We start from the raw sequence: 25,307 nt of genomic DNA on the forward strand, positions 1-25,307 counted from the left end.
CGGGGAGCCGCCACCGCCGGAGCCGGACCGGCCCGGCGTGGGAGGGTGGGGGCATGGTCGACAGCCCCACCGCCGACAGCCGCGCCGATGCCCTCCTCCGCCGGATCCGGGAGTCCGTCGTCGGCGAGGACCACGTGATGCAGACGCCGTACGGCCCGCGCCGGGTCACGTACGCCGACTACACCGCGAGCGGCCGCGCGCTGTCGTTCATCGAGGACTTCCTGCGGGACGAGGTGCTGCCGGCGTACGCCAACACGCACACCGAGTCCAGCGGCACCGGCCTGCAGACGACCCGCCTGCGCGAGGACGCGCGCCGGATCATCCACGACGCGGTGCACGGCGACGACGACACGGTCGTGGTCTTCGCCGGCTCGGGATGCACCGGCGCGATCGACAAGCTCGTCGGCGTGCTCGGGCTGCGCGTCCCGAGCGTGCTCGAGGACCGCTGGCACCTGAGCGAGCACATCCCCGCGGACGAGCGGCCCGTCGTGTTCATCGGCCCGTACGAGCACCACAGCAACGAGATCCCGTGGCGCGAGACGATCGCCGACGTCGTGACCATCCGCGAGGACGCCGACGGGCGCATCGACGCCGCCGACCTCGAGGCCCGGCTGCTCGAGCACGCCGACCGGCCGCTGCGGATCGGGTCGTTCAGCGCCGCGAGCAACGTCACGGGCATCGTCAGCGACACGCACGGCATCTCGGCGCTGCTGCACCGCCACGGCGCGCTCGCGTTCTGGGACTTCGCCGCCGCCGCTCCGTACGTCGACATCGAGATGACCGCGCCGGACGGCGTCGACCCGCTGGCCTACAAGGACGCGATCGTCCTCTCGCCGCACAAGTTCATCGGCGGACCGTCCACCCCGGGCGTCCTCGTGGCCCGCCGCGAGCTCTTCGCCAACCGCGTGCCGGTCACCCCCGGCGGCGGCACGGTCGCGTACGTCAACCCCGAGGACCACGCCTACCTGCCGGACCCGGCCCACCGCGAGGAGGGCGGCACGCCGGCGATCATCGAGTCGATCCGCGCCGGGCTCGTCTTCCAGCTCAAGGAGGCGGTCGGCGTCGACACCATCCGGGCCCGCGAGGAGCGCTTCCTCGAGCGGGCCGTCACGGCGTGGCACGACGAGCCGGGCCTGGAGATCCTCGGCAACCTCGAGCTGAAGCGGCTGTCCATCGTCTCGTTCGTCGTCCGCTCGCCCTCCGGCAGCCACCTGCACCACAACTACGTCGTCGCCCTGCTCAACGACCTCTTCGGCATCCAGTCGCGCGGCGGCTGCTCGTGCGCCGGCCCCTACGGCCACCGGCTGCTCGGCATCGACCTCGAGCGCAGCCACGAGTTCGAGCGCGAGATCACCGGCGGCTGCGAGGGCATCAAGCCCGGCTGGGTCCGGGTGAACTTCAACTACTTCCTGTCCGACGCGGTCGCGGACTACGTGGTCGAGGCGGTCCGGATGGTCGCCCGTGACGGCTGGCGGCTGCTCGGCGACTACACGTTCTGCCCGGAGACCGGGATGTGGCGCCACCGCCGCGGGGTCGTCGAGCCGCCGGTGCGCCTGACCGACGTCGTGTACGGCGACGACGGCTCGGTGACGATGCCGGCCTCGGAGGCCCGCGGCGGCGAGGAGATGCTCGCCGAGCACCTGCGCGAGGCCGCCGCGGTGCTGGCCGCCGCCGACGCCCCGGACCTCGGCCGGGCCGACCGCCACGTCTCGGCGGACTTCGAGCACCTGCGCTGGTTCGACCTCCCGGACGGCGTCGTCGTCAGCGGCTGACCCGCCGGGTCAGGGCCGCCGGTTCAGAGCGGCCGGGTGGCCGTCACCGCGCCGGCGTCGAGCGGGCCGTAGAGGTGCGGGAACTCCTCGTCGACGCCCTCCGGCGCCTCCCACCGCACCGGCGAGCTGAGGCGCTCGGGGTCGATGGTCAGCAGGACGAGCTCGTCGTCGACGTCCGCGTAGAACCGTTGCAGGACACCGGGCCACTGCTCGCTCGTCGAGAGGTGGATGAAGCCCACCTCGTCGAGGGAGAGGCCGTGCGTCGACTGCTCGTAGCGTCCGAGGGCGCGGGCCTTCTCCCACTGCTCGGCGTGGGCGATGTGGAAGAGGTCGTCGGTCACGGCAGCAGGGTGCCACGAGTCGGCCGCGTCGGCGCGCCGGGGAGGCGTAGGGTCCGGCGGGTGAGCCAGCGCACGCGCCCCGCGACCCGTGACGACGTCCCCGCCATCCAGCGGATGGTCCACGCCCTCGCCGAGTACGAGCGCGAGCCGGACGCCGTGGAGTCGACCGAGCGGCACGTCCTCGCGGCGCTCTTCCCCGACGACGGCGCCACCTCGACCTTCGCCCACGTGGCCGAGGTCGACGGCGAGGTCGTCGGGATGGCCGTCTGGTTCCTCAGCTACTCGACCTGGACCGGCCGGAACGGGATCTGGCTCGAGGACCTCTGGGTCGACCCCGAGCACCGCGGCTCGGGCCTCGGCAAGGAGCTGCTCGCGGCGCTGGCCCGGGTCTGCGTCGAGCGCGACTACCGGCGCCTCGAGTGGTGGGTGCTCAACTGGAACACCCCGAGCATCGGGTTCTACGAGTCGATCGGCGCCGTCGCGCAGGGCGAGTGGACGACCTACCGGATGGACGGCGCGGCGCTCGCCGCCCTCGCCGCCGGCTGACCGGCCGCCTCAGTCCGCGTCACCCCGAGGCTCGAGCTCCAGGATCTGGTCGGCGGCCTCCGGGGTGAGGACGGCCGACCAGATGACCTCGCCCGCTCCGGGCTGGATGCCGGCGATCCCTCCCGGCTCCGGCTGCCAGTCGTCATGGTCCACTCCCGGGAGGGAGTCGAGCATCACGGCCAGCCTCGTGGGGTCGAAGACGTTCCGAGCGATGAGCGCGACGAACTGGTCTCCGCGATCGGCTCGGACGACGACGCCCATGTCGAACCGTTCGAAGCCGGCCGTGATGACCTTGCCCGTCCGAAGGCTGCGCGCCGCGGCCATGATCATCACCCGGCGGTAGACGTCGCGCTCCGAGAACGCGAGCTCGGCTCGCAGGCGGCGGCGGTCCCAGTCGTGCGGCAGCAGCCGGTCCGTGTCGACCCCGTCCGGCTTGGCGGGAGTGCGCGGACAGTGCGCGCCCACGGCGACGTCGGAGTAGAAGTCGGTCGGGCTCCCGTCCTCGCGCCATCCCGCCGCACCGAGCCACCAGCGGTGGGCGGACGTGGTGTCGGGCTCGATGCCCTGCTCACGGGCGGCGCTCGCCTCCCGGGCGAGGTCGACATCGGTCAGGCGCGTCGCTGCACCGCGCCACCGTCCGGTCTTGACCTTGAACCACACCCGGTCCTTGAGGCTGCGGATCCTCTGAGCGGCACCCGACCCGTACCTCTCCGGCAGGGACTGGGCAGAGACCAGGAGGCCGGCGTCGAGGTCTGCCAGTGACCGGTCGATGGTGGGCGGCGCCACCCCGAGCGCGTCGAGACACAGCTTCGTCGGTCGTACCCGTTCCCCACCCGGCATGCCGCGATGCTAGGAGGCAGGACCGACACCGGGGACGGTGCAGCCCGGGTCAGTGCGGCAGGCCGCCGAGGTCGTCGAGCTCCTCACCCGTGAGGCCGCTGAGCAGGGAGATCGCGGCCTCCGCGGAGCCGTTCAGCTGGGCGAGGGCGACGCGGACGTTCGCGTTGATCTCGTCGCGGTGGTTGTCGATGTACTCACGGACGGCGGCGTCGACGACGTCCTTCTTGGACGCGCCCATGAAGTGGGCGGCGTGCGAGATGAGCTGGTCGGTGGCCCCGGAGACCTTGATGGGGGCGACGGTGGTCGGCATGAGGACCTCACGGTGGGTTGGGCGGTCCGTGGACCGGTCGACCTAGCGTAGCACCACGGTATCCGAGTACCCGATGGTACCGGGTGGTCGGAGGTCGGACTCTCGCCGCCGGTTGACGCCTCAGCCGGCGGCCGGTGCGACCCGGGGCGGGTAGGGCGTCAGCAGCTGGTCGACCGGTGCGTGGTCGTCGGTGAGGACGGGGGCGTCGCCGACCCAGTCCTCCAGCGCGGCCCCGTCGAGGACCGCCCAGTCGAGGTCGCGGGCCGCGATGGCGGTGCGCCACGCGGCGGCGTCGAGCGGTGCGTCGGAGGCGAGCACGACGAGGTTGCCGCCGCCCTGGCCCCGGGTGGCCTCGGGGGTCGCCGCGAGCGCCAGGTGCTCGAACACCGTCCCGAGGGTGCGGACCTCGGCCCGGGCGAAGGCCAGCGGCTGGTGGTCGATGAGGTTCGCGGCGTAGACGCCGTCGTCGGCCAGCGTCCGGCGCACGTCGGTCAGGGCCTCGCGCGTCGTGAGGTGCCACGGGACGCTGACGCCTCCGAACGCGTCCCCGACGACGAGGTCGAGCGACCCCGAGGGCACGTCCCGCATCCCGAGCCGGGCGTCCTCGACGCGCACCCGCAGGTCCGGGCCGGTCCGCAGGCCGAGGCGCTCGGTGTCGAGCGCGACGACGCCGGGGTCGATCTCGGAGACCGTGCTCACCGTCCCCGGGCGTTCGGCGGCGAGGAAGCGCGGCAGCGTGAGACCGCCGCCGCCGAGGTGGTGCGCGGTGAGGGGCCCGGCGGGCAGCTGGCTCTCGGTCGCGGCGGCGAGGGCCTTGACGTAGGCGAACTCGAGGGCCGTCGGGTCGGCGAGGTCGACCGTCGAGTGGCGCAGGTCGTCGAGGACGAGCACCCGCTCGGTCGGCCGCTCGGGGTCGCTCGTGACGACGGCGCAGTGGTAGGTCGTCTCGACGTCGCAGCCGCTCGGCGCGAGCACGGCGCCCAGCCCGCCGACGACGCTGACGGCGGCCGCGGCGCCCGCGAGCCCGCGGCGCGAGCCGACCTCGACGGCGACGCCCCCGACGACGAGCAGCACCCCGAGCCCGACCATGATCCAGGTGACCGGCACCCGCGAGATGAGCACGAACCCGGTGAGGACCGTCCCGAGGATGGCGCCCGCCGTGCCGAGCCCGGACAGCCGGCCGACGACCGAGCCGGTCTCCTCGAGGGTCGACAGGCGCAGCGCCGTGACGACGGGGTGGACCGCCGACAGCAGCGCCCCCGGCACGATGATCGACGCGCCGGCGGCCACGAGGAGGAAGGCGCCGTCCGCCAGCCCGGCCGCCCCGCGGACGAGGAAGGGCGTCGCGGCGACGACCGCCCCGGACACGACGAGCAGCAGCCCGAGCAGCGCCCGGCCGTCGTGCTCGTCGGCCCACCGCCCGCCGAGCCACGACCCCGCGGCGATGGCTGCCAGCGCGAGCCCGATGACGAGCGTGCTCGTCTCGAGCGTCAGCCCCAGGTGCGGCGCGAGGAGCCGCAGGGACACGATCTCGACGACGAGCACCGCTGCGGAGCAGCCGAACACGAGCGCGACCGCGGTGCGGCCGCCGATCCGCGGCTCGCGCCGGTCGGCCTTCCTCACGCCTGGGGCACGTTCTCGTCGAGCTCGGCGAGCCACGCCGCGGCGACGGCGTCGGACGGCATCCGCCAGTCACCGCGCGGCGAGAGCGACCCGCCGGCGACGACCTTGGGGCCGTTGGGGATCGCGGAGCGCTTGAACTGGTTCTGGAAGAACCGGCGCAGGAAGACGCCCAGCCACTGCCGGATGGCGGGCAGCTCGTGGGCGACCCGGTCGCGCTCGGGGTAGCCGGCCGGCCAGGCCCCGACCGAGGCGTCGCGCCACGCGTGCTCGGCGAGGAAGGCGATCTTGCTCGGCCGGTAGCCCCAGCGCAGGACGTGGAAGAGCGTGAAGTCGTGCAGGCCGTAGGGGCCGATCGTGTCCTGGGTCGACTGGATCTTCTCGCCCTCGCGCACCGGCACGAGCTCGGGGCTGATCTCGGTGTCGAGGATGGCCAGCAGAGTCTCGTCGGCCCCGGCGTCCCCGAGCTCACCGTGCGACACGACCCAGCGGATGAGGTGCTGGATGAGCGTCTTCGGCACGCCGGCGTTGACGCCGTAGTGCGACATCTGGTCGCCGACGCCGTACGTGCACCAGCCGAGCGCGAGCTCGCTGAGGTCGCCGGTGCCGAGCACGATGCCGCCGCGCTGGTTGGCGGCGCGGAAGAGCACGTCGGTGCGCAGGCCGGCCTGCACGTTCTCGAACGTCACGTCGTACACGGGCTCGCCGTCGCCGGCGGGGTGGCCGAGGGCCTTGAGCATCTGCGTGGCGAGCGGCCGGACGTCGACCTCCTCCCACTCGATGCCGAGCGCCTCCATGAGCGCGACCGCGTTGGACTTCGTGCCGGCGCTCGTCGCGAAGCCGGGCATCGTCATCCCGAGGACGTGGGTGCGGGGCAGGCCCAGCCGGTCGCAGGCCTTGACCGCGACGATGAGCGCGTGGGTGGAGTCCAGGCCGCCCGAGACGCCGATGACGATGCGCGGCACCCGGGCCGGGTCGCCGCCGCCGATCGAGCGCATCCGCTGCTCGAGCCCCGAGACCTGGATGTTGTAGGCCTCGTAGCAGTCCTGCGCGAGGCGCGACTCGTCGTCGGGGACGAAGGGGAAGCGGTCGACGACGCGGCGCAGCCCCAGGTCGCCGGCGGGCGGCCGCAGGCGGAAGGGGACGACGCGGAAGCCGGCCTCGTCCGCCGCGTACGCCGCGGCGTTGTCGTCGAAGGAGCCGACGCGCATCCGCTCCTGGCGCAGCCGGTCGAGGTCGACGTCGACGACCGTCCGGCGCGGGCCGTCGGGGAAGCGCTCGGACGCGCCGAGCAGCTCGCCGAGCTCGTAGGCCATCGTCATGCCGTCCCACGAGAGGTCGGTGCTCGACTCGCCCGCGCTCGCGGCGGCGTAGAAGTAGGCGGCGTCGCAGCGGGCGCTGGCGCTGCGGGCGAGGAGGTGGCGGTCCTCGGCGCGACCGACGGTGATGGGGGAGGCCGAGAGGTTGAGCAGCACGGTGGCGCCGGCGAGCGCGGCCTCGTGGCTCGGCGGGACCGGGACCCACAGGTCCTCGCAGACCTCGGCGTGGATGACGAGCCCCGGCACGTCGTCGGCGGTGAAGAGCAGGTCCGGGCCGAAGGGCACCTCGCCGTCGACGTCGGAGCCGGGCCACTGCGGCCGGACGAGGTTCTGGCCCTCCTGGCCGGTGCCGGCGGCGAACCAGCGCTTCTCGTAGAACTCGCGGTAGGTCGGCAGGTAGGACTTGGGCGCGACCCCGAGCACCTCGCCGCGGTGGATGACGACCGCGCAGTTGTAGAGCCGGTTGGCGTGCCGCAGCGGCGCGCCCACGACGACGACCGGGGTGAGGCCGACCGTCGCCTCGGCGAGCGCGACGACGGCGCGGTCGACGGCGTCGAGGAGGACGTCCTGGAGGAACAGGTCGTCGACGGCGTACCCGGACAGCGAGAGCTCGGGGAAGAGCGCGACGGCCACACCGTCGTCGTGGCAGGCCCGCACCTGCTCCGCGATGCGCCGCGCATTCTCGGCGGGGTCGGCGAGGGCGACGGGCAGGGTGCACGCCGCGACCCGGGCGAACCCCTGGGCGTAGACGTTCCGGAACTCCATGACCCGAGGCTAGTCGGCGCGCGCCGACACGGGCCGCGGGTCAGTCGGCGAGGACGACGGCCTGCATGAACCGGGTGGCGGACTCGACGAGCTCGTCGAGGGCGGCGTCGTCGGGGGCCTCGAGGGCGCGCAGGGCGACCTCGTTGAGCCCGCCGACGACGCAGACGGCCTCGAGGTGGCTGAGCCGGCGCACGGCGGTTCCGGCCTCGCGGGCCTGGTCGAGCATCCGCAGCAGGGTGTCGGCGTGGCGGTCGACGACCTCCTGGCGGGCCGCGACCCCGCGCTCGCCGATGGTCTGGACGTCGACGACGTGGGCCCGGCCGAGCGCGCGGTCCTCGGTGACGTAGGTGAGGAAGGCGCGGGCGGCGTCCTGCAGCTGGACGGTCGCCGGGGTGGCGCCGGGGGAGAGCGCCGCGTCGACGGCGTCCATCAGCTCGCCGCTGCGGGTGCGGTAGAGGGCGAGGAAGCACTCCTCCTTGTCGTCGAAGTGCTCGTAGAAGGTGCGCTTCGAGGTGCCGGCGAGGCGCGCGACGTCGGCGATCGTCGTCGCGGCGAGGCCCTTGTCGGCGACCGCGGCGGCGAGCCCGGCCTCGAGGCGCTCGCGCACCGGTCGGGTGCGGTCGAGGCCCGGGACGGCGGTGGTGGAGGAGCTGCTCATGCTGGTACTGTACCGTACCAACCATGGTGGTACCAGTCGGTACCGCTGGATCGACAGCCCAGGAGCACCTCGTGCAGCTCACCGCCGATGCCGTCGCGGTCGCCGGGACGCGCAGCCCTCTCGTACGGCCGACGTCCTTCACGGCGCCGCCCTCCCACGTCACCCCGGTGGCCGGCGACCCGGGCTACGGCCAGGTCGCGCTGGCCCTGGCCCTCGGCGGCCGGATGCCGCTCGCCGCGGGCGCGGTCCTGCTCGACGGCGCCGCCGACGCCGGCCTGCTGCGCCGGCACGTCGCCCTCGTCGACGTCCCCGAGGTCTCGGCGCCCGAGGACGGCCTGGCGGTCCACCACGTCGTCTCGGAGGAGCTCGCGTTCGCCGGGCGCCCCTCCGGCCGCACGGCCGTCGACGCGTTCCTCGAGCGGCACGGCGTCCTCGCCTCCGCCGACGAGCCGTTCGAGCGGCTGGCGGCGCAGGAGCGCGTGCGCGTGCTGACCTCCGCCGCCGCCGAGCGCGCCGCCACCCGCGTCCTCGTCGTCACCAACCCCGACCGCCGCGGCGGCGACCCGCGCCTGTGGTGGCCGATCCTCACCCACCACGCGGCGTCGGGCCTGACCGTCGTCGTCCAGCTGACCCACGCGACGATGCGCCAGCTGGGGCTCGTCGTCCGCGCCGAGCTCGGCTCGACCGAGGAGGTGGCCGCGTGACCGCCCTGCGCCTGGCCCTCACCGAGCTGCGCCGCATCGGCGCCAGCCGCGTCGGGCGTCTCGCCCTCGTCGCGATGGTCCTCGTCCCGTCCATCTACGGCGGCCTGTACCTCTACGCCAACGACGACCCCTACGGCGGTCTGAGCGAGGTCCCCGCGGCCCTCGTCGTCGAGGACGAGGGCACGACCCTCTCCGGCGGAGAGCGGCTCCAGGTCGGTGACCAGGTCGCCGACGAGCTCCTCGACACGAAGACCTTCGACTGGTCGAAGGTCGGCCGCCAGCGCGCCGACACCGGTCTGCGCGACGGCGACTACGACCTCGTGCTCGTCCTGCCGAAGGACTTCTCGGCCGACCTCGCGAGCAGCGCGACGAACGACCCGCGCCAGGCCCGCCTCGAGATCCGCACCAACGACGCCAACAACTACCTGGCCCGGACCATCGCGAACACCCTCGTCAGCCAGGTGACCGCCTCGGTCGCCGAGCAGGTCAGCAGCACGGCCGCGAGCCGCTTCCTCGAGGGCTTCGCCGACATCCACGCCCAGGTCGTCGACGCCGCCGACGGCGCGCAGCAGCTCGCCGACGGCGCGCGGAAGGCCTCGACGGGCGCGGGCGACCTCGCCGACGGGGCCGACCAGCTGCTCGCCGGCCAGAAGAAGCTCTCCGCCGGGGCCGGCGACCTCGCCGACGGCGCGGGCGCGCTGAGCTCCGGCCTCGAGACGCTGCGCTCGAGCACCGCCTCCCTGCCGACGCAGACGAAGCAGCTCGCCGACGGGGCGCGACAGGTCAGCGACGGCGACGCGAAGGTCGCCGCCGCGGGCCGCCAGGTCGCCGACGCCACCGACACCCTGCTCGGCGACCTCACCGCGACGCGCGGCCGCCTCGCCGACGACCTGGCCGCCGCCGGGCTCACCGACGAGCAGGTGCAGACGGTGCTCGAGCGGGTCGACGCCCTCTCCGGCCCGGTCACCGACGCCAACGAGAAGGTCCAGTCGACCGCCGACGACCTCGACGCCCTCGCCTCCGGCGCCGACCGGGTCGCCGACGGCGCCGAGCAGCTCGCCGCCGCGGCGCCGCGCCTCAGCGGGGGCATCGCCGACGCCGCCGCCGGCAGCGCGAAGCTCTCGAGCGGCGCGCAGCAGCTGGCCGGCGGTGAGCGGGAGGCGGTCTCGGGCACCTCGCGCCTCGCGTCCGGCGCGCACGACCTCGACGACGGCCTCGGCGACCTGTCCACCGGCGCGACCAAGCTCTCCGACGGGCTCGCGACGGGCGTCGACGACATCCCCGACCCCTCGGCCGAGCAGCGCAGGGCCATGGCGCAGACCATCGGCAGCCCGGTGGCCGTCGACCGCGACGCCGAGGCCGCGGCGGCCAGCTACGGCGCCGGCCTCGCCCCGTTCTTCATGAGCCTCGCCCTGTGGATCGGCGGGTTCGTCCTCTTCACCCGGATGCGGGCGCTCTCGTCCCGGGCCCTGGCCGCCGGGCAGCCGGCGTGGCGCGTGGCCATCGGCGGCTGGCTGGGGCCGGCGCTGCTCGGGGCCGCCCAGGCCGTCGTCGCCTTCGGCGTCGTCGCGCTCGGCGTCGGCATCGACGTCGCGCACCCGGTCCTGCTGGGGCTGTTCATGGTCGGGGTGTCCGCGGCGTTCATCGCGATCATCCACGTGCTCATGGCGCGCTTCGGGGTCGTCGGGCAGTTCATGGCCCTCGTCCTCATGGTGCTCCAGCTCGTGAGCGCCGGGGGCACCTTCCCGTGGCAGACCCTGCCCGCCCCGCTGCACCCGCTGCACCACGCCCTGCCGATGAGCTACGCCGTCGACGGCGTTCGGCGGCTCATGTACGGCGGCCCGATGGCGCCGCTCGCCCTCGACGTCGCCGTCGTCGGCGGATGGGGCCTCGCGGCGCTGGCCCTCGGGGCGCTCGCCGCGCGGCGGGCCCGGACGTGGACGGCGGCCCGGGTCAAGCCCGAGCTCGTCGCCTGACGCCCACGACGGCCCCCTGCCCCCGAACGTGTGTGAACCCGCCGGAGATCACCGGCGGGTTCACCCACGTTCGCGGAGAGGGTGGGTCAGTCGGAGTCGCCGCCGCCCTGGGCCGGCTGCGAGCCGATACCGCTCCAGACCGCCTTGGCCCCCGAGTGGCCGACGAGGACGACGTCGACGGTGAGGCCGACGGCCGCCAGCACGCCGACGACGAGGAGGATGCGCAGCGCCCCCGAGGCCTTGCGCGGGCCGCCCTCGACGTCGCGCGGGGTGCGCTTCCACAGGAGGTAGATCGCCCAGCTGAGGATCGCGACGCCGAGGACGATGAGCGGGAGGACGTCGCCGAGCTCGGCGTGCTCCTCGACGAGGCCGCTCTCGCCGACGCGGCGCTCGAGCGCCTCGCCGGACTCCTTGGCGACGAAGCCGCTGACGGCGGTGACGGTGGCGAGCAGGGGGAGGGCGATGCCGATCCGGGCGCGCAGCTTCTCGGAGACGGCGAAGAGGAGCAGCAGCAGCGCCGTGAGGGGCGCGAGGACGACGACCGCGTGCACGACGAGCGCGTGCACGGGGATGCCGAAGATGGTGTCGAACACGGGAGTACCTCCCAGGCAGGGCGTGGCTGATCCACGGGTGTGGCACACACTCTGCCGCTCCCGGGCGCCCCCGACCGTCAAGAGAGCGTCAAGCCGCGCTGAGACTTTCGGGCGGTGTCCGCAGGTCCGATGGCGCAGGTCAGGGGGTGAGGAGCACCTTGCCGGTGGCCCGGCGCTGCTCGACGGCCTGCAGGGCCTGGACCACCTCGTCGAGGTCGCGCACCTCGCCGAGCACCGGGTCGACCGAGCCGTCGTGCAGGAGCGGCAGCAGGTGGTCCCACTGCTCGCGCAGGTAGCCGGCGCCCGGGCCGGCGGGGTGCATCCACCAGGCCCCCCAGCCGACGCCGACGAGCGAGAGGTTGCCCAGCAGCAGCCGGTTGACCTTGACCTCGGGGATGGAGCCGGCCGTGAAGCCGATGACGAGGTGGCGCCCGCCGGGACCGAGCGCCCGCAGCGAGTCGGTGAGCCGGTCGCCGCCGACCGGGTCGACGACGACGTCGACCCCGCGGCCGGAGGTCAGGTCGCCGACGGCCTCGCGGAAGCCGTCGGCCGGCAGGACCTCGTCGGCCCCGGCGGCCCGGGCCACCTCCGCCTTGGCGTCGCTGGAGACGACGGCGAGGACCCGGGCGCCCCACGCCCTGGCCAGCTGGACGGCGGCCGTGCCGACACCGCCGGCCGCGCCGTGGACGAGCACCGTCTCACCGGGCTGGAGGCGGGCCCGCTCGCGCAGGGCGAAGTCGCAGGTCAGGTAGTTCATCGGCAGGGCGGCGCCCTGCGACCACGTCGTGTCGTCCGGCAGGGGGAAGACCATCGCGGGGTCGACGGCCACGGCCTGCGCGAAGCCGCCGAGCACGGTGAACGCCGCGACCCGGTCGCCGGGGGAGTACTCGCTGCCGGGCGGCGCCGAGCGCACGACCCCGGCGACCTCCGCCCCCGGCACGAAGGGTGGGTCGGGGCGCATCTGGTACTGACCGCGGGTCAGCAGCACGTCGGGGAAGCAGACCCCCGCGGCCGCGACGTCGACGACGACCTTCCGGTCGGCGCCGTCGGCCTCCGCCGGGTCCGGCAGGTCGACCACCTCCACGGCCTCGGGTCCGTCGAGCCGGGTCACCTGGGCTGCACGCATCCCGCCATCCTAGGAACGACCGGCGCCCGGGGCCCGGCGTGTGAACACCGTGTGACATCCGGCCCGGATGCCCGGCGCCGGGAATTCCCGGGGCGGCGCGAGGCCTTGCACTCCTCGTGCCCCAGCCCCGACACGCCTCCCTCGCCACGTTCGCCCTCATCCTCGGGGGCATCGCCATCGGGACGACCGAGTTCGTCACGATGGGCCTGCTCCCCGACATCGCCTACGGGGTCGACGTGTCCATCCCGACCGCAGGGCACGCCATCTCGGCCTACGCCGCCGGCGTCGTCGTGGGGGCGCCGCTCATCGCTGCGCTCGGGGCGACGCTGCCGCGCAAGGGGCTGCTCGTCGGGCTCATGGTGGCCTTCGCCGTCGGCAACGCGCTCAGCGCGCTCGCCCCCGGCTACGAGACGCTCGTCGGGGCCCGCTTCCTCGCCGGCCTGCCGCACGGCGCGTACTTCGGGGTCGCGGCGCTCGTCGCCGTCGACCTCGCCCCGCCGGGCCGCGCCGGCCGGGCCGTCGGCACGGTGATGCTCGGCATCCCCGTCGCCAACGTCCTCGGGGTGCCGGGGGCGACCTGGCTCGGGCAGACCCTCGGCTGGCGCTCGGCCTACTGGCTCGTCGCGGTCCTCGGCCTGCTCACCGTCGCGCTCGTCCTCGCCCAGGTGCCCCACCTGCCGGGCGACCGCAGCAAGACCGTCCGCTCCGAGCTCGGCGCGCTGACCAACCTCCAGGTGCTGCTCACGCTCGCGGTCGGGGCCGTCGGCTTCGGGGGGATGTTCGCGATGTACTCCTACATCGCCCCGACCGTCACCGACGTCACCGGGCTGCCGGCCTCCGCCGTCCCGCTCTTCCTGCTCGTGTTCGGCGTCGCCGGCTTCGTCGGCAACCTCCTCGCGGGGCGCATGGGCGACTGGTCGGTGCTGCGCTCGGTCGTCATCGGGATGGTCGGCCTGGGCATCTCGCTCGGCCTCTTCGCGCTCGTCGCGCAGTGGGTCGTGCCGGCGCTGCTCGTCCTCGCGCTGACCTCGGTCCTGGCGTCCGTGCTCGTCATCAACCTCCAGCTGCGGCTCATGCAGGTCGCCGGCAAGGCGCAGACCCTCGCCGCGGCGGGCAACCACGCGGCGCTCAACCTCGCCAACGCGCTCGGCGCCTGGCTCGGCGGGGTCGTCATCGCCCGCGGCTACGGCTACACCGCGCCTTCGTGGGTCGGGGTGGGCCTGTCGGTCCTCGGCCTCGCGGTGCTCGGCGTCTCGCTCCTCGTGCACGAGCGCACGGCCCCCTGGCGCCGGCCGGGGCGCCGCGCCGCCGCCGAGCGCGCCGAGTCGCTGCGCGCCGGCTGACCACACCACTCCCGCACCGCGCCCGCCCTTGCACATGGACGAACCCGCCGGTTGCTGCCGGCGGGTTCGTCCGTGTGCGGTGCTCGAGCGGTCGGGTCAGGCCGACTTCTGCTCCTCGTCGTCGAGGAACGGGTAGTCGGTGTAGCCCTCGGCGCCGCCGCCGTAGAAGGTGTCGGCGTCCGGCTCGTTGAGCTCGGCGCCCTCCTGCCAGCGGCGCGGCAGGTCAGGGTTGGCGAGGAAGAGGCGCCCGACGACGACCGCGTCGGCGTGGCCGCCGGAGACGAGCTCCTCGGCGCTCTCCTTCGTCGTCACCTCGGCGAAGCCGGTGTTGAGGAGGAAGAGCCCGTCGTGCAGGTCGCGGATGCGGCCCGTCACCTCGGCCTGCGGGTCGGCGAGCACCGACACGTAGGCGATGCCGAGGCCGCGGATGCCCTCCATGAACGCCGTGTACGTGGCGAGCACGTCGGCCGGGTCCTCCTCGGTGGCGCCCTGGATGTTGTGCGCGGGCGAGAGCCGCAGGCCGACCTTGTCGGCGCCGATCGCGTCGACGACGGCGCGGACGACCTCGACGCCGAAGCGCGCCCGGTTCTCCGGGGAGCCGCCGTAGCCGTCGGTGCGCTCGTTCGAGCCGGGCGCGAGGAACTGGTGGATGAGGTAGCCGTTGGCGCCGTGGACCTCGACGCCGTCGAGGCCGGCCTCGACCGCGCGGCGGGAGGCGTCGACGTACTCGGCGACGACCGAGGGGATCTCGTCCTCGGCCAGCTCGCGCGGCACCGGGTGCGGCTTCATCCCGTCGGCGGTGAACATCTCGCCGGGGGCGGCCAGGGGGCTCGGCGCGACCGTCTCGAGGCCGTGCTTGTTGTCGGGGTGGGAGACGCGGCCCGCGTGCATGAGCTGGACGACGATCTTGCCGCCCTCGCCGTGCACGGCGTCGGCGACCCTGCGCCAGCCCTCGACCTGCGCGTCGCTGTGGATGCCGGGGGTCGTCAGGTAGCCCTGGCCCACCGCGCTCGGCTGCGTGCCCTCGGTGATGACGAGGGCGGCCGAGGCCCGCTGGCGGTAGTACTCGACCTGGAGGTCGGTGGGGACGCCGTTCTCGTCGGCGCGGTTGCGGGTCAGCGGCGCGAGCACGACGCGGTGCGGCAGCTCGCCGAAGGGGCTGGGCAGGGGGGTGAACAGGTCGGGCACGGGGTGTCCTGTCTCTCGGGGGTGGGGGCGGGGACGGCCGCGCTCGAGGGCGGCGTCCCGTCATCCTGTTGACGGTTCAACCATCCCGGCGCCCACCCATTCCCCGGGGGTGGGGCGGTGTCGAAGCCTGCGCCCTCAGAGGTCGCCGGTGACGAACTGGGCGACGCCCATCCCGAAGGACCAGTCGGCGGTCGTGTTCTCGGTCACGGACACGACGAGGTCGGTGCCGGCGAGGCCGCACTCGGCCCCCAGCCGCTCGGCGAGGCCGGCGTAGAGGGCCTGCTTCTGCTCGGTGGTGCGTCCCTGCTGGACGACCTGGACCAGGACGACGTCGTCGGTGCGCTCGAAGCCCAGCCCGGTGTCCTCGACGATGATCCCGCCCGGCTTGTGCTCGGTGACCAGCTGGTAGCGGTCGCGGGGCGGGGCCGCGAAGCGCTCGCGCAGGACCTCGTGGACGACGTCGGCGAGGCGGCGGAGCTCGGCGGCGTCGCGCCGGCCCTCGATGACGTGGAGGTGGACGAGCGGCACGGGGTCTCCTCGGGGTGGGGCGGGCGGTCGTCGGCCTCAACGCCGCGGCGCGGGTGGGCTGTTCCGCCCCGGGACGCCCGGGGGCGGCGGCCGTACGCTGACCGCATGTCCGCGCCCGTGTCCTGCACCGTCGACGGCGGCATCGCGCAGGTCCGCCTCGACCGCCCCGACAAGCTCAACGCCCTCACCCTCGACACGCTCGAGGGGCTCGTCGAGACCGCGCGCTCGCTGCGGGCCGACCGCACGCTGCGCGGCGTCGTCCTCGGCGGGGCCGGCGAGTCCTTCTGCGCCGGGCTCGACTTCGCGACCGTCCTGCGGGAGCCGCCCCGGGTCGCCCGGGCCTTCGTCCCCCGGCCCTGGCGCGGCACCAACCTCTTCCAGGAGGCCTGCTGGGCCTGGCGGCGCCTGCCCGTGCCCGTCGTCGCGGCCGTCCACGGCCACTGCTACGGCGGCGGGCTGCAGATCGCGCTCGCCGCGGACCTGCGGATGACGACCCCCGACGCGCGGTGGTCGGTGCTCGAGGCCCGGTGGGGGCTCGTGCCGGACATGAGCGGTGTGCAGGCCCTCTCGCAGCAGGTGCGCCTCGACGTCGCCAAGCGGCTGACCATGACGGGGGAGGTGGTGAGCGGCACGCGCGCGGTCGAGCTGGGCCTCGCGAGCGAGGTGCACGACGAGCCGTTCGTCGCCGCGACCCGCTTCCTCGAGCAGGTGGCCACGCGCTCGCCGGACGCCGTCGCCGCGACGAAGCGCATCTTCGAGCGGACGTGGAGCGCCGGCCCGCGTCGGACCTTCGCCCGCGAGCGGCTGGAACAGGCCCGCCTGCTCGGCCGCGGCAACACGAAGGCCGCCCGCGAGGCCGCGCTCCGGAGCGAGACCCCCTCGTTCGGGCCCCGCGCCCGATGACGGCCACGACCACCCGGAGCACCGGGTCCGCCGGGTCGGCCGGGTCCGCCACGACGCGACGGGCGGCGTGCACGCTGTGCGAGGCGATGTGCGGCCTCGTCGTCACGCAGGACCCCTCGGGCGCGGTGACCGGCATCCGCGGTGACGACACCGACCCGCTGTCGCGGGGGCACCTGTGCCCCAAGGCGTTCGCCCTGCCGCAGGTCCAGGACGACCCGGACCGGCTGCGGCGGCCCCTCGTCCGCGGCGCGGACGGCGAGCTGCACGAGGCCACGTGGGACGAGGCGTTCCGGCGGGCGGCCGAGCTGCTGGCGGGCGTGCAGCGCGAGCACGGGGACGACGCGCTCGCGGTCTACCTGGGCAACCCGAACGTCCACAGCCTCGGGGCGCTGACCCACCACCCGACCCTCGTGCGGCTGCTGCGCACCCGGACCCGCTTCTCCGCGACGTCGGTCGACCAGCTGCCGCACCACGTCGTCGCGCACGCCCTCTACGGCCACCAGTTCCTCCTGCCGGTGCCCGACATCGACCGCACCGACCTGCTCGTGCTCGTCGGGCACAACCCGATGGCCTCCAACGGGTCGCTCTGGACGGTGCCGGACTTCCCCGGGCGGCGGCGCGAGCTGGCCTCGCGCGGAGGCCGGCTCGTCGTCCTCGACCCGCGGCGTACCGAGACCGCGAAGGTCGCGGACGCCCACCACTTCGTCCGCCCGGGCTCGGACGCCGCGGTGCTGCTCGCGCTCGTCCGGGAGGTGCTGGCCTCCGGTCGGGCCCGGCCCGCGGCGTGGGCCGACGGCCTCGACGCCGTCCGCGCCGCCGTCGAGCCCTTCACCCCCGAGCTCGCCGAGCGCGCGAGCGGGATGCCGGCCGAGGCCGTGCGCGCGCTGGCGGGGAAGCTCCTCGACGCGCGGTCGGCCGCGGTCCACGGCCGGATGGGGGCCTCGACCCAGGCGCACGGCGTCGTGTGCCAGTGGGCGGTGCAGCTGCTCAACCTCCTCACCGGCAACCTCGACCGGCCGGGCGGGACGATGTTCACGACGCCGGCCGTCGACCTCGTCGGTCGGGGCGTGCTCTCGCCGGGAGGGTTCTCGCGCAGGCGCACCCGCGTCCGTGGCCTGCCCGGGTTCGGGGGCGAGCTGCCGGTCTCGGCCCTCGCCGAGGAGATCGCGACCCCCGGCGAGGGGCAGGTGCGGGCGCTGCTGACCATCGCGGGGAACCCCGTGTCGTCGACGCCCGGCGGGCACCGGCTCGACGAGGCCCTGGGGTCGCTCGACGCCCTGGTCTGCGTCGACTTCTACCTCAACGAGACGACCCGCCACGCCGATGTCGTGCTCCCTCCGACCGGTCCGCTGGAGCGCGACCACTACGACCTCGTCTTCCACCTGCTGGCCGTCCGCGACACCGCGCGCTTCACGCCGGCCGTCCTCCCGAAGGACCCCGATGGGCGCCACGACTGGGAGATCGCCCGCGACCTCGGCCTCGCGTACCTGCGGGCCCGGGGCACCTCGCCGCGTCGACGGCTCTCCCGGGCCTCGCTGGCCCTCGAGGCGCGCCTGCGGACCTCGCCGACCCGTCAGCTCGACGTCCTGCTGCGCACCGGCGGCGCCGGGCTCTCGGTGCGCCGGCTGCGGGCCGCCGGCCCGGGCGGGCTCGACCTCGGGCCGCTGCGGCCGCGGCTGCCCGGGCGGCTGCGCACGCGGGACCGGCGCGTCGACCTCGCGACGCCGCTCGTGCTGGACGCCTTGCCGGGGGTGCTCGCCGCCCTCGAGGACGCCGGCGGCGCGGGGCTGCTCCTCGTCGGCCGCCGCCACCAGCGCGACAACAACTCGTGGCTGCACAACGCCGCGGTCCTCACGAAGGGACGTCCGCGGCACGCGCTGCTCGTCCATCCCGACGACCTCGCGGCGCACGGGCTCGCCGACGGCGACCGGGTGCGAGTGGCGTCCGCGGTCGGCGAGGTGGTCGTCGAGGCCGCGGCCAGCACCGACGTGATGCGCGGCGTCGTCTCGCTGCCCCACGGGTACGGGCACGCCCGCGACGGCGTGCGGATGCGCACCGCCACGACGCTGCCCGGCGTCTCGGTCAACGACCTCACCGACCCCGGGGTCGTCGACCCGCTGAGCGGCAACGCCGTCCTCAACGGCGTCCCGGTGACCCTCGCCCCCGCCCCCGCTACACCGCAGTAAGTGTCGTCATCGCAGCACCTCCTGCGGTGTAGCCCGCACGTTCGCGGGAGGAGCGGGGGTCAGGGGGTCTCGGGGGAGTCCGAGCCGGGGTCGAGCGGGTCGGGGCTGAGGGCGACGAGGGCGCGCAGCGCGGCGACGCAGTGCTCGACGAGCGCGTCGCGCCCCGCCGCGCGCTCGGCCGGCGGCTCGGCGGACCACTGGAGGGCGCGGTCCTCGAGGTAGGCGACCCAGCCCCGGGCCGCGGGCCCGGCGGCCGCGGGCAGGTCGAGCTCGCGCCGGGCGAGGTCGGCGACGAAGGCCGTGACGGTCTCCATCGGGTCGTCCGGTGCGGCCCGCGACAGCTCGGTGCGGCCGCGGACGAGGGCCACGTACCAGGCGCGGCGGCGCTCGACCTGGTCGAGGAAGCGCCCGACGACCTGCCTGACGGCGGCCTCGCCGGTGACCCCCTCGTCGGGGGCGACGTTGCGGCGCACCCGGCGGCCGGCGGCATCGACGACGGCGCGGTGGTAGTCGGACTTCGTCGGGAAGTAGTGGAAGAGCAGCCCGCGCGAGACGCCCGCGGCCGCGGCGACCTCGTCGACCGAGAGGTCGCCGACCGGCCGCTCGACGAACATCCGCAGGCCGATGCCGACGAGCTGGCGGCGCCGCTCGTCGGGGGTCATCCGCACGCGCGCCGCCGTTCCCACGCTATTGAGCATTGCTCAACAGGGGTCTAGGGTCAAGGGCATGGACTTCGCACCGTCCGCCCGCGCCGCCGACCTCGCCTCCCGGGTCCGCGCCTTCGTCGACACCGAGGTCGCGCCGGTCGAGGAGCGCCTCCTCGCCGACGTGGCCGCCCGCCGCGCCCGGGGCGAGGACCCGTGGCCGCCCACCGCCGAGGTCGAGGACCTCAAGGCCAAGGCCCGCGCGCAGGGCCTCTGGAACCTCTTCCTGCCGGCCGGCGAGGGCGACGCGTGGGCCGAGCGCTTCGGCACCGACGGCGGCACGGGGCTGACCAACCTCGACTACGCCACCGTCGCCGAGCAGACCGGCCGCTCGACCCTGGCGCCGCTCGTCCTCAACTGCAACGCCCCCGACACCGGCAACATGGAGGTGCTCCTGCGCTACGGCACCCCCGAGCAGCAGGACGCCTGGCTCGTCCCGCTCCTCGACGGGCGCATCCGCAGCGTCTTCCTCATGACCGAGCCCGGAGTCGCGAGCTCGGACGCCACGACGATGGCCGCCACGGCCACGCTCGACGGCGACGAGGTCGTCGTCGACGGTCGCAAGTGGTGGACGACCGGCGCCGGCCACCCGGACAGCCGGCTCGGCATCTTCATGGGCCTGACCGACCCCGCGGCGCACCGCCACCGCCAGCACTCGATGGTCCTGGTCCCGATGGACGCCCCGGGGGTCCGCGTCGAGCGGATGCTCAGCGCCCTCGGCCACCACGACGAGCCGCTCGGCCACGGCGAGGTGACCCTCGACGGCGTCCGCGTCCCCGCCGGCAACGTCCTCCTCGGCCCCGGCCGCGCCTTCGAGATCGCCCAGGGGCGCCTCGGCCCCGGTCGCGTCCACCACTGCATGCGGCTCGTCGGCCTCGCCGAGAAGGCGCTCGAGATGGCGTGCGAGCGCTCCAGCAACCGGGTCGCCTTCGGGAGGCCGATCGCGAACCTCGGCGGCAACCGCGAGCGCCTCGCGAGGGCCCGCATCGCCATCAACCAGGCGCGGCTGCTCGTGCTCCACGCCGCCTGGAAGCTCGACACCGTCGGCATCGAGGGCGCCCTCTCGGAGGTCAGCGAGATCAAGGCCGCCGTGCCGCAGATGGCCTGCGACGTCATCGACCTCGCGATCCAGCTGCACGGCGGTGCCGGCATGAGCGACGACCTCCCCCTCGCCGCCGCCTATGCCGGGGCGCGCAGCCTGCGCCTGGCCGACGGCCCGGACGAGGTGCACCTCGGCGTCGTCGCACGTCACCTGCTCAAGCCCTACGCCACCCGAGCCCAGGAGGCCACCCGATGACCCGCCGCGCCCTCGTCACCGGTGGGGCCTCCGGCCTCGGCCGTGCCCTCGTCGAGCTGCTCGTCGCCCGCGGCGACCGGGTGCTCGCGGTCGACCTCGCCGAGGACCGCCCCGCGGGCGTCCCGGCCGGCGCCGAGTACCGACGGCTCGACGTGCGCAGCCAGCAGGACTGGGACGCCACCCTCGCGTGGGTGCGCGAGGAGTGGGGCGGCCTCGACCTGCTCGTCAACAACGCCGGGATCGCCACCGGCGGCCGCATCGACGTCGAGGCGATGGCCGACTGGGAGCGCGTCGTCTCGATCAACCTCCTCGGCGTCGCGCGCGGGTGCCACACCGTCACACCGCTGTTCAAGGACCAGCGCGCCGGCCACATCGTCAACGTCGCCTCCCTCGCCGGGCTCGTCCACGGCCCGGGGATGTCGAGCTACAACGCGACCAAGGCCGGCGTCGTGGCGCTCTCGGAGACGCTGGGGTTCGAGCTCGGCCCGTGGGGCATCGACGTCTCGGTCGTCTGCCCGGCGTTCTTCCGCACCAACCTGCACGAGTCGTTCGCCGGCAAGGACACCGCGATGCAGGAGGCCGGCATCCGGCTCATCACGAAGGCCTCGGTCGATGCCGCGGACATCGCGCGCATCGTCCTCGACGGCATCGACAAGAAGAAGTCGGTCATCCTCACCGACCGGATGGGGAAGCAGGCCTACTACGGCAAGCGCTTCCTGCGGCCGCTCTACGACCGGATGATGGTCGGCCAGGCCAAGCGGCTCGCCCGCAAGGCGGGTGCCGACCCCCAGGAGTACCTGCCGTGACCGAGGTCGCCGGGGCCTCGCGGGTTCGCGACGAGGACGCCTTCGACGTCGCCGCCGCGGCGGCCTGGCTGCGCGAGAACGCCTCGGACGCAGCGGGTCTCGACGGCGAGCCCGAGGTGCGGCAGTTCGCCGGCGGGGCGAGCAACCTCACCTACCTGCTGCGCTGGCCGGGGCGCGACCTCGTGCTGCGCCGGCCGCCGTCGGGCACGAAGGCCAAGGGTGCCCACGACATGCGCCGTGAGCACGACCTCCAGGCCGGCCTCGCCGCGTCCTTCCCGCTGGTGCCCACGATGGTCGGGTACTGCGGCGACGAGTCGGCCATCGGCTCCGAGTTCTACGTCATGGAGCGCATCGCCGGGACCATCCTGCGCAAGGACGTGCCCGACGCCCTCGGCCTCGACCGGGATGCCGTGCGCGCGCTCTGCGAGAACGCGGTCGACGTCCTCGTGCGGCTGCACGACGTCGACGTCGACGCCGCCGGCCTGCGCGCCCTCGACCGCGGCGACGGCTACGTCGAGCGGCAGGTCGGCGGCTGGGCCGGGCGGATGCGCCGCGCGCACACCCCCGACGTGCCGGACCACGAGGCGACGATGGCCTGGCTCGAGGCCCACCGGCCGGCCGACCGCCCGCACACGTTGATCCACAACGACTTCCGCTTCGACAACCTCGTCCTCGACCCCGACGACCCCACCCGTGTCATCGGCGTCCTCGACTGGGAGCTCGCGACGGTCGGCGACCCGTTGATGGACCTCGGCTCGGTGCTGGCCTACTGGGTGCAGGCCGACGACGACCCGACCTTCGTCGCCCTCCGGCTCCAGCCCACGCACACCCCCGGGATGCTGACCCGCGACGAGGTCGTGGCGCGCTACTGCGCGGCCCGCGGGGTCGAGGTCTCGCCTCGCGACCTGCTGTTCTACGAGGTCTTCGGCCTCTTCCGGCTCGCCGTCATCGCCCAGCAGATCTACTACCGCTTCCACCACGGGCAGACGACCAACCCCGCGTACGGGGCGTTCCGCGACGTCGTCGCCCACCTCGACCAGCGGTGCGCCCGGCTCCTCGCCGAGCCCGCCTGACCCGCAGCCCGACCCGACCGACCACCGACGAGAAGGACCGACCGTGCCGACGACGATCATCACCGGGGCCAGCTCCGGCCTCGGGGCCGAGATGGCCCGCCAGCTCGCCGCCCGCGGCTGGGACCTCGGGCTCTGCGCCCGCCGCACCGAGCGCCTCGAGGAGCTGCGCGAGGAGATCGTCGAGCGCACCGGCCGCCGGGTCGTCGTCCGCGCCCTCGACGTCACCGACGACGACGCCGTCTTCGAGACGATGCGCGCCTTCCGCGACGACTTCGGCACCATCGACCGCGTCGTCGTCAACGCCGGCCTCGGCAAGGGGGCGCCGCTCGGCACCGGTCGCTACGACGCCAACCGGCAGACCGCGATGGTCAACTTCGTCGCCGCCCTGGCCCAGACCGAGGCCGCGATGGAGGTCTTCCGGGCCCAGAAGCGCGGGCACCTCGTGATGATCTCCTCGGTCTCGGCGATGCGCGGCATGCGCAAGACCGTCACGACGTACGCGGCGACCAAGGCCGGCGTCGCCGCGCTCGCCGAGGGCATCCGCAACGAGATGCTCGGCGAGCCCGACCTCGACATCCGCGTCTCGGTCATCTACCCGGGCTACATCCGCTCGGAGATGAACGAGAAGGTGTCGCACACCCCGTTCATGGTCGACACCGTGCCCGGCGTCACCGCGATGGTCGAGGCCATCGAGAAGGAGAAGGCCCACGCCCTCGTGCCGTCGTGGCCGTGGGTCCCGGTGGGCAAGGCGCTGCGCCACCTGCCGCTGCCCGTCGTCCGGAAGATCATGTGACCGTGGGCGTCGTCGTCCTCAGCCGCCTGCCGGGTGACGCCGTCGAGCGGCTGCGCGCCGAGCACGAGGTCCGCTACCGCGACGAGGACTCGCCCGTCACCGTCCGTGACCTGCCCGTGCTGCTCTCCGGTGCGGAGGCCGTCGTGGTCACGCTCGGCCACCGCGTCGACGACGCCTTCCTCGACGCCGCCGGCCCGGGCCTGAAGGTCGTCGCCAACGTCGCCGTCGGCTACGACAACATCGACGTCGAGGCCTGCCGCGCCCGCGGGGTGGTCGTCACCAACACCCCCGGCGTGCTGACCGACGCCACCGCCGACATCGCCTTCGCTCTGGTCCTCATGGCGACGCGCCGCCTCGGCGAGGCCGAGCGCGAGGTCCGTGGCGGCACCGGCGGCGGAGGCTGGGGTATGTTCCACCTGCTCGGGACCTCGGTGCAGGGCAAGGTCATCGGCATCCTCGGGCCGGGGGCCATCGGGCTCGCGACCGCGCGGCGGGCCAGGGCCTTCGGGATGTCGGTGCTGCTGTCGGGGCGCTCGGCGCCGGACGCCGCCGCGGTCGCCGAGCTGGACGCCGAGGTCGTCGGGTTCGAGGAGCTGCTCGAGCGCGCCGACGTCGTGTCGGTGCACGTCCCGCTCTCGCCCGCGACGCGCCACCTCGTCGACGCCGTGGCCATGGCCCGGATGAGGCCCGGCTCCTACCTCGTCAACACCGCTCGGGGACCGCTCGTCGACGAGGCCGCCCTCGCGGCCGCGCTGGAGTCGGGGCACCTGGCCGGCGCCGGGCTCGACGTGTTCGAGGACGAGCCGCGCGTGCACCCGGCCCTGCTCGCGCGGGAGGACGTCGCGCTGCTGCCCCACATCGGCTCGGCGACCGTCGAGACCCGCACCGCGATGGCCGGCCTGGCCGCCGACAACGTCCTCGCGGTCCTCGCCGGCCGGGAGCCCGTGACCCCCGTCCGCTGACCCCGGCGGTCAGCCGCGGAGGCGACGACGCAGCCGACGCCACACGCGTCGAGGCGCCGCGACCGGGGTGTGCCCGCCGTGCACGTGCGAGGCCACCCCGCCCGCGACGATGTGCGCGCCCACCGCGTCCGCCGTGGTCCCCGTGCTGACCAGCGCCGGGGCCGCCGCCATCGTCGGGTTGTAGTGCCGGTCGCAGAGGCGTTGTCCCCGCGCGCCGGTCGACGTCGCCTCGGCCCGGCACCGCTCGCACCTCACGAGGCCCTCCCCGTGAGGAGGGGCAGCAGGGCCACCAGGCAGAACGTGACCAGGGCCAGCGCGCCGAGCGCGTGGTCGCGCACGGGATGGGTGGGGTGCTCGTCGAGCACGAGCGGGCGCATCATGCCCGGTGGCGGTGGGACGGCGGACGGTGCGGCCATGGGGACCCCCTGGGTGCTCGTGCCTCCACGGTAGGGCCCGGTGCTCGCGGTGGGAAGACCTCGACCCGGACGTCAGCCGGCGCGCAGGTGCCGGGTGATCGCGGCCCGGAGGCCGTCGTGCCGCGTCGACAGCGCGGTCGCCGGGTCGGACCAGCGCTCCGGTGGGTGGAGCCAGACCGGCTTCGTCACGAGCCCGGCCGGCTCCCAGTCGTACCGGGGCCAGACGTGGGCGTGGAGGAACGGGTCGGTGTTGCCGAGGATCTCGAGGTTGACCCTCCGGAAGCCGGGGTCGTGCTCGGCGCAGGCCCGCTCGACGGCCTCGCCGAGGCGCGCCATCGAGGTGAGGAACTCGACCTGCGCCGTAGGGGCGAGGTCGGAGAGGCGCGACGCGTGGAGGTCGTCGGTCAGCAGGACGCAGTAGCCGGGCAGCCACTGCACGTCCCCGATGACGGCGACCGCCGACGGCATCCGCAGCAGCACGGTGGGGTTCTCGCCGCGCAGGGCGGACCCGACGCGGTCCTCACGCCAGTCCATGCCG

At 74.7% G+C, this 25,307-nt stretch carries 25 protein-coding genes; 12 read left to right on the top strand and 13 right to left on the bottom strand.

Annotated elements, in window-relative coordinates:
• The first annotated feature begins 53 nt into the window (after positions 1–53).
• Positions 54–1,772 (top strand): aminotransferase class V-fold PLP-dependent enzyme, encoded by a 1,719-nt coding sequence (locus HL663_RS05125; RefSeq protein WP_173027361.1) that lies wholly within the window; start codon positions 54–56, stop codon positions 1,770–1,772.
• Between the two features lie 23 nt (positions 1,773–1,795).
• Here the strand turns inward: HL663_RS05125 and HL663_RS05130 are convergent, their stop codons facing one another.
• On the bottom strand, positions 1,796–2,113 hold the full coding sequence (locus HL663_RS05130) for a DUF952 domain-containing protein (protein WP_173027362.1): 318 nt from the start codon (positions 2,111–2,113) through the stop codon (positions 1,796–1,798).
• A gap of 114 nt (positions 2,114–2,227) precedes the next feature.
• Between HL663_RS05130 and HL663_RS05135 the strand changes: the two genes are divergently transcribed.
• Positions 2,228–2,659, top strand: a complete 432-nt coding sequence (locus HL663_RS05135; protein ID WP_286176045.1) for a GNAT family N-acetyltransferase — start codon at positions 2,228–2,230, stop codon at positions 2,657–2,659.
• Between the two features lie 9 nt (positions 2,660–2,668).
• Here the strand turns inward: HL663_RS05135 and HL663_RS05140 are convergent, their stop codons facing one another.
• From HL663_RS05140 to HL663_RS05160, 5 genes are all read right to left on the bottom strand, one after another.
• Positions 2,669–3,499, bottom strand: coding sequence for a hypothetical protein (locus HL663_RS05140; protein ID WP_173027364.1), 831 nt, complete (start codon positions 3,497–3,499; stop codon positions 2,669–2,671).
• 49 nt (positions 3,500–3,548) lie between these two features.
• On the bottom strand, positions 3,549–3,809 hold the full coding sequence (locus HL663_RS05145) for a hypothetical protein (RefSeq protein ID WP_173027365.1): 261 nt from the start codon (positions 3,807–3,809) through the stop codon (positions 3,549–3,551).
• A 120-nt stretch (positions 3,810–3,929) separates the two neighbouring features.
• Positions 3,930–5,432 (bottom strand): fused MFS/spermidine synthase, encoded by a 1,503-nt coding sequence (locus tag HL663_RS05150; protein ID WP_216842679.1) that lies wholly within the window; start codon positions 5,430–5,432, stop codon positions 3,930–3,932.
• Complete coding sequence (locus tag HL663_RS05155) at positions 5,429–7,513, bottom strand: NAD(+) synthase (protein WP_173027366.1); 2,085 nt, start codon at positions 7,511–7,513, stop codon at positions 5,429–5,431. Before HL663_RS05155 ends, HL663_RS05150 begins: the two co-directional genes overlap by 4 nt.
• Before the next feature lie 40 nt (positions 7,514–7,553).
• A complete protein-coding gene (locus tag HL663_RS05160) occupies positions 7,554–8,171 on the bottom strand; it encodes a TetR/AcrR family transcriptional regulator (protein ID WP_173027367.1) in 618 nt (205 codons plus the stop codon).
• Positions 8,172–8,242: 71 nt separating this feature from the next.
• On the opposite strand from HL663_RS05160, the gene HL663_RS05165 reads away from it, so the two are divergent.
• Both HL663_RS05165 and HL663_RS05170 read left to right on the top strand, forming a co-directional pair.
• Positions 8,243–8,875, top strand: a complete 633-nt coding sequence (locus HL663_RS05165; protein ID WP_173027368.1) for a hypothetical protein — start codon at positions 8,243–8,245, stop codon at positions 8,873–8,875.
• Complete coding sequence (locus HL663_RS05170) at positions 8,872–10,851, top strand: YhgE/Pip domain-containing protein (protein WP_173027369.1); 1,980 nt, start codon at positions 8,872–8,874, stop codon at positions 10,849–10,851. The genes HL663_RS05165 and HL663_RS05170 overlap by 4 nt, the downstream gene beginning before the upstream one ends.
• An 86-nt stretch (positions 10,852–10,937) precedes the next feature.
• Here the strand turns inward: HL663_RS05170 and HL663_RS05175 are convergent, their stop codons facing one another.
• Positions 10,938–11,444: a DUF2231 domain-containing protein gene (locus HL663_RS05175; RefSeq protein ID WP_173027370.1), complete on the bottom strand. Its 507-nt coding sequence runs from the start codon at positions 11,442–11,444 to the stop codon at positions 10,938–10,940.
• A 139-nt stretch (positions 11,445–11,583) separates the two neighbouring features.
• Positions 11,584–12,570: an NADPH:quinone oxidoreductase family protein gene (locus HL663_RS05180; RefSeq protein ID WP_173027371.1), complete on the bottom strand. Its 987-nt coding sequence runs from the start codon at positions 12,568–12,570 to the stop codon at positions 11,584–11,586.
• Between the two features lie 116 nt (positions 12,571–12,686).
• Between HL663_RS05180 and HL663_RS05185 the strand changes: the two genes are divergently transcribed.
• A complete protein-coding gene (locus HL663_RS05185; RefSeq protein WP_173027372.1) occupies positions 12,687–13,913 on the top strand; it encodes an MFS transporter in 1,227 nt (408 codons plus the stop codon).
• 96 nt (positions 13,914–14,009) lie between these two features.
• Here the strand turns inward: HL663_RS05185 and HL663_RS05190 are convergent, their stop codons facing one another.
• Together HL663_RS05190 and HL663_RS05195 are read right to left on the bottom strand one after the other, a co-directional pair.
• Positions 14,010–15,101, bottom strand: a complete 1,092-nt coding sequence (locus HL663_RS05190) for an alkene reductase (RefSeq protein WP_173027373.1) — start codon at positions 15,099–15,101, stop codon at positions 14,010–14,012.
• Between the two features lie 135 nt (positions 15,102–15,236).
• Positions 15,237–15,629 (bottom strand): tautomerase family protein, encoded by a 393-nt coding sequence (locus HL663_RS05195; protein WP_173027374.1) that lies wholly within the window; start codon positions 15,627–15,629, stop codon positions 15,237–15,239.
• Between the two features lie 105 nt (positions 15,630–15,734).
• Between HL663_RS05195 and HL663_RS05200 the strand changes: the two genes are divergently transcribed.
• Complete coding sequence (locus HL663_RS05200; RefSeq protein ID WP_173027375.1) at positions 15,735–16,532, top strand: crotonase/enoyl-CoA hydratase family protein; 798 nt, start codon at positions 15,735–15,737, stop codon at positions 16,530–16,532.
• Entirely contained in the window at positions 16,529–18,718 is a 2,190-nt protein-coding gene (locus HL663_RS05205) for a molybdopterin-dependent oxidoreductase (RefSeq protein ID WP_173027376.1), read from the top strand. Before HL663_RS05200 ends, HL663_RS05205 begins: the two co-directional genes overlap by 4 nt.
• 59 nt (positions 18,719–18,777) lie before the next feature.
• Here the strand turns inward: HL663_RS05205 and HL663_RS05210 are convergent, their stop codons facing one another.
• Positions 18,778–19,404, bottom strand: coding sequence for a TetR/AcrR family transcriptional regulator (locus HL663_RS05210; protein ID WP_216842680.1), 627 nt, complete (start codon positions 19,402–19,404; stop codon positions 18,778–18,780).
• A gap of 40 nt (positions 19,405–19,444) precedes the next feature.
• Between HL663_RS05210 and HL663_RS05215 the strand changes: the two genes are divergently transcribed.
• From HL663_RS05215 to HL663_RS05235, 5 genes are read left to right on the top strand one after another with little or no spacing between them, the layout of a single operon-like run.
• Positions 19,445–20,719 (top strand): acyl-CoA dehydrogenase family protein, encoded by a 1,275-nt coding sequence (locus HL663_RS05215; RefSeq protein WP_173027377.1) that lies wholly within the window; start codon positions 19,445–19,447, stop codon positions 20,717–20,719.
• Positions 20,716–21,525 carry an SDR family NAD(P)-dependent oxidoreductase gene (locus HL663_RS05220; RefSeq protein WP_173027378.1) on the top strand — a complete coding sequence of 270 codons (810 nt, stop codon included), beginning with the start codon at positions 20,716–20,718 and terminating at the stop codon, positions 21,523–21,525. Before HL663_RS05215 ends, HL663_RS05220 begins: the two co-directional genes overlap by 4 nt.
• Positions 21,522–22,598: a phosphotransferase family protein gene (locus tag HL663_RS05225; protein ID WP_173027379.1), complete on the top strand. Its 1,077-nt coding sequence runs from the start codon at positions 21,522–21,524 to the stop codon at positions 22,596–22,598. The genes HL663_RS05220 and HL663_RS05225 overlap by 4 nt, the downstream gene beginning before the upstream one ends.
• A 43-nt stretch (positions 22,599–22,641) precedes the next feature.
• Positions 22,642–23,391: an SDR family oxidoreductase gene (locus HL663_RS05230; protein ID WP_173027380.1), complete on the top strand. Its 750-nt coding sequence runs from the start codon at positions 22,642–22,644 to the stop codon at positions 23,389–23,391.
• 2 nt (positions 23,392–23,393) lie between these two features.
• Complete coding sequence (locus tag HL663_RS05235; protein WP_173027381.1) at positions 23,394–24,353, top strand: 2-hydroxyacid dehydrogenase; 960 nt, start codon at positions 23,394–23,396, stop codon at positions 24,351–24,353.
• A gap of 251 nt (positions 24,354–24,604) precedes the next feature.
• On the opposite strand, the gene HL663_RS05240 is transcribed toward HL663_RS05235, so the two are convergent.
• Positions 24,605–24,769 (bottom strand): hypothetical protein, encoded by a 165-nt coding sequence (locus tag HL663_RS05240; protein WP_173027382.1) that lies wholly within the window; start codon positions 24,767–24,769, stop codon positions 24,605–24,607.
• Positions 24,770–24,841: 72 nt separating this feature from the next.
• Complete coding sequence (locus tag HL663_RS05245) at positions 24,842–25,303, bottom strand: HIT family protein (RefSeq protein WP_173027383.1); 462 nt, start codon at positions 25,301–25,303, stop codon at positions 24,842–24,844.
• Positions 25,304–25,307: the final 4 nt, after the last annotated feature.

This window comes from Arthrobacter sp. NEB 688 (genome assembly GCF_013201035.1).
Taxonomy (GTDB): Bacteria; Actinomycetota; Actinomycetes; order Actinomycetales; family Dermatophilaceae; genus Phycicoccus.

Coding starts and splice junctions, on each gene's coding strand:
- HL663_RS05125 (WP_173027361.1), top strand. CDS start 54: ATGGTCGACAGCCCCACCGCCGACAGCCGCGCCGATGCCCTCCTCCGC.
- HL663_RS05135 (WP_286176045.1), top strand. CDS start 2,228: ATGGTCCACGCCCTCGCCGAGTACGAGCGCGAGCCGGACGCCGTGGAG.
- HL663_RS05140 (WP_173027364.1), bottom strand. CDS start 3,499: ATGCCGGGTGGGGAACGGGTACGACCGACGAAGCTGTGTCTCGACGCG.
- HL663_RS05145 (WP_173027365.1), bottom strand. CDS start 3,809: ATGCCGACCACCGTCGCCCCCATCAAGGTCTCCGGGGCCACCGACCAG.
- HL663_RS05155 (WP_173027366.1), bottom strand. CDS start 7,513: ATGGAGTTCCGGAACGTCTACGCCCAGGGGTTCGCCCGGGTCGCGGCG.
- HL663_RS05160 (WP_173027367.1), bottom strand. CDS start 8,171: ATGAGCAGCTCCTCCACCACCGCCGTCCCGGGCCTCGACCGCACCCGA.
- HL663_RS05180 (WP_173027371.1), bottom strand. CDS start 12,570: ATGCGTGCAGCCCAGGTGACCCGGCTCGACGGACCCGAGGCCGTGGAG.
- HL663_RS05200 (WP_173027375.1), top strand. CDS start 15,735: ATGTCCGCGCCCGTGTCCTGCACCGTCGACGGCGGCATCGCGCAGGTC.
- HL663_RS05205 (WP_173027376.1), top strand. CDS start 16,529: ATGACGGCCACGACCACCCGGAGCACCGGGTCCGCCGGGTCGGCCGGG.
- HL663_RS05215 (WP_173027377.1), top strand. CDS start 19,445: ATGGACTTCGCACCGTCCGCCCGCGCCGCCGACCTCGCCTCCCGGGTC.
- HL663_RS05220 (WP_173027378.1), top strand. CDS start 20,716: ATGACCCGCCGCGCCCTCGTCACCGGTGGGGCCTCCGGCCTCGGCCGT.
- HL663_RS05240 (WP_173027382.1), bottom strand. CDS start 24,769: ATGGCCGCACCGTCCGCCGTCCCACCGCCACCGGGCATGATGCGCCCG.
- HL663_RS05245 (WP_173027383.1), bottom strand. CDS start 25,303: ATGGACTGGCGTGAGGACCGCGTCGGGTCCGCCCTGCGCGGCGAGAAC.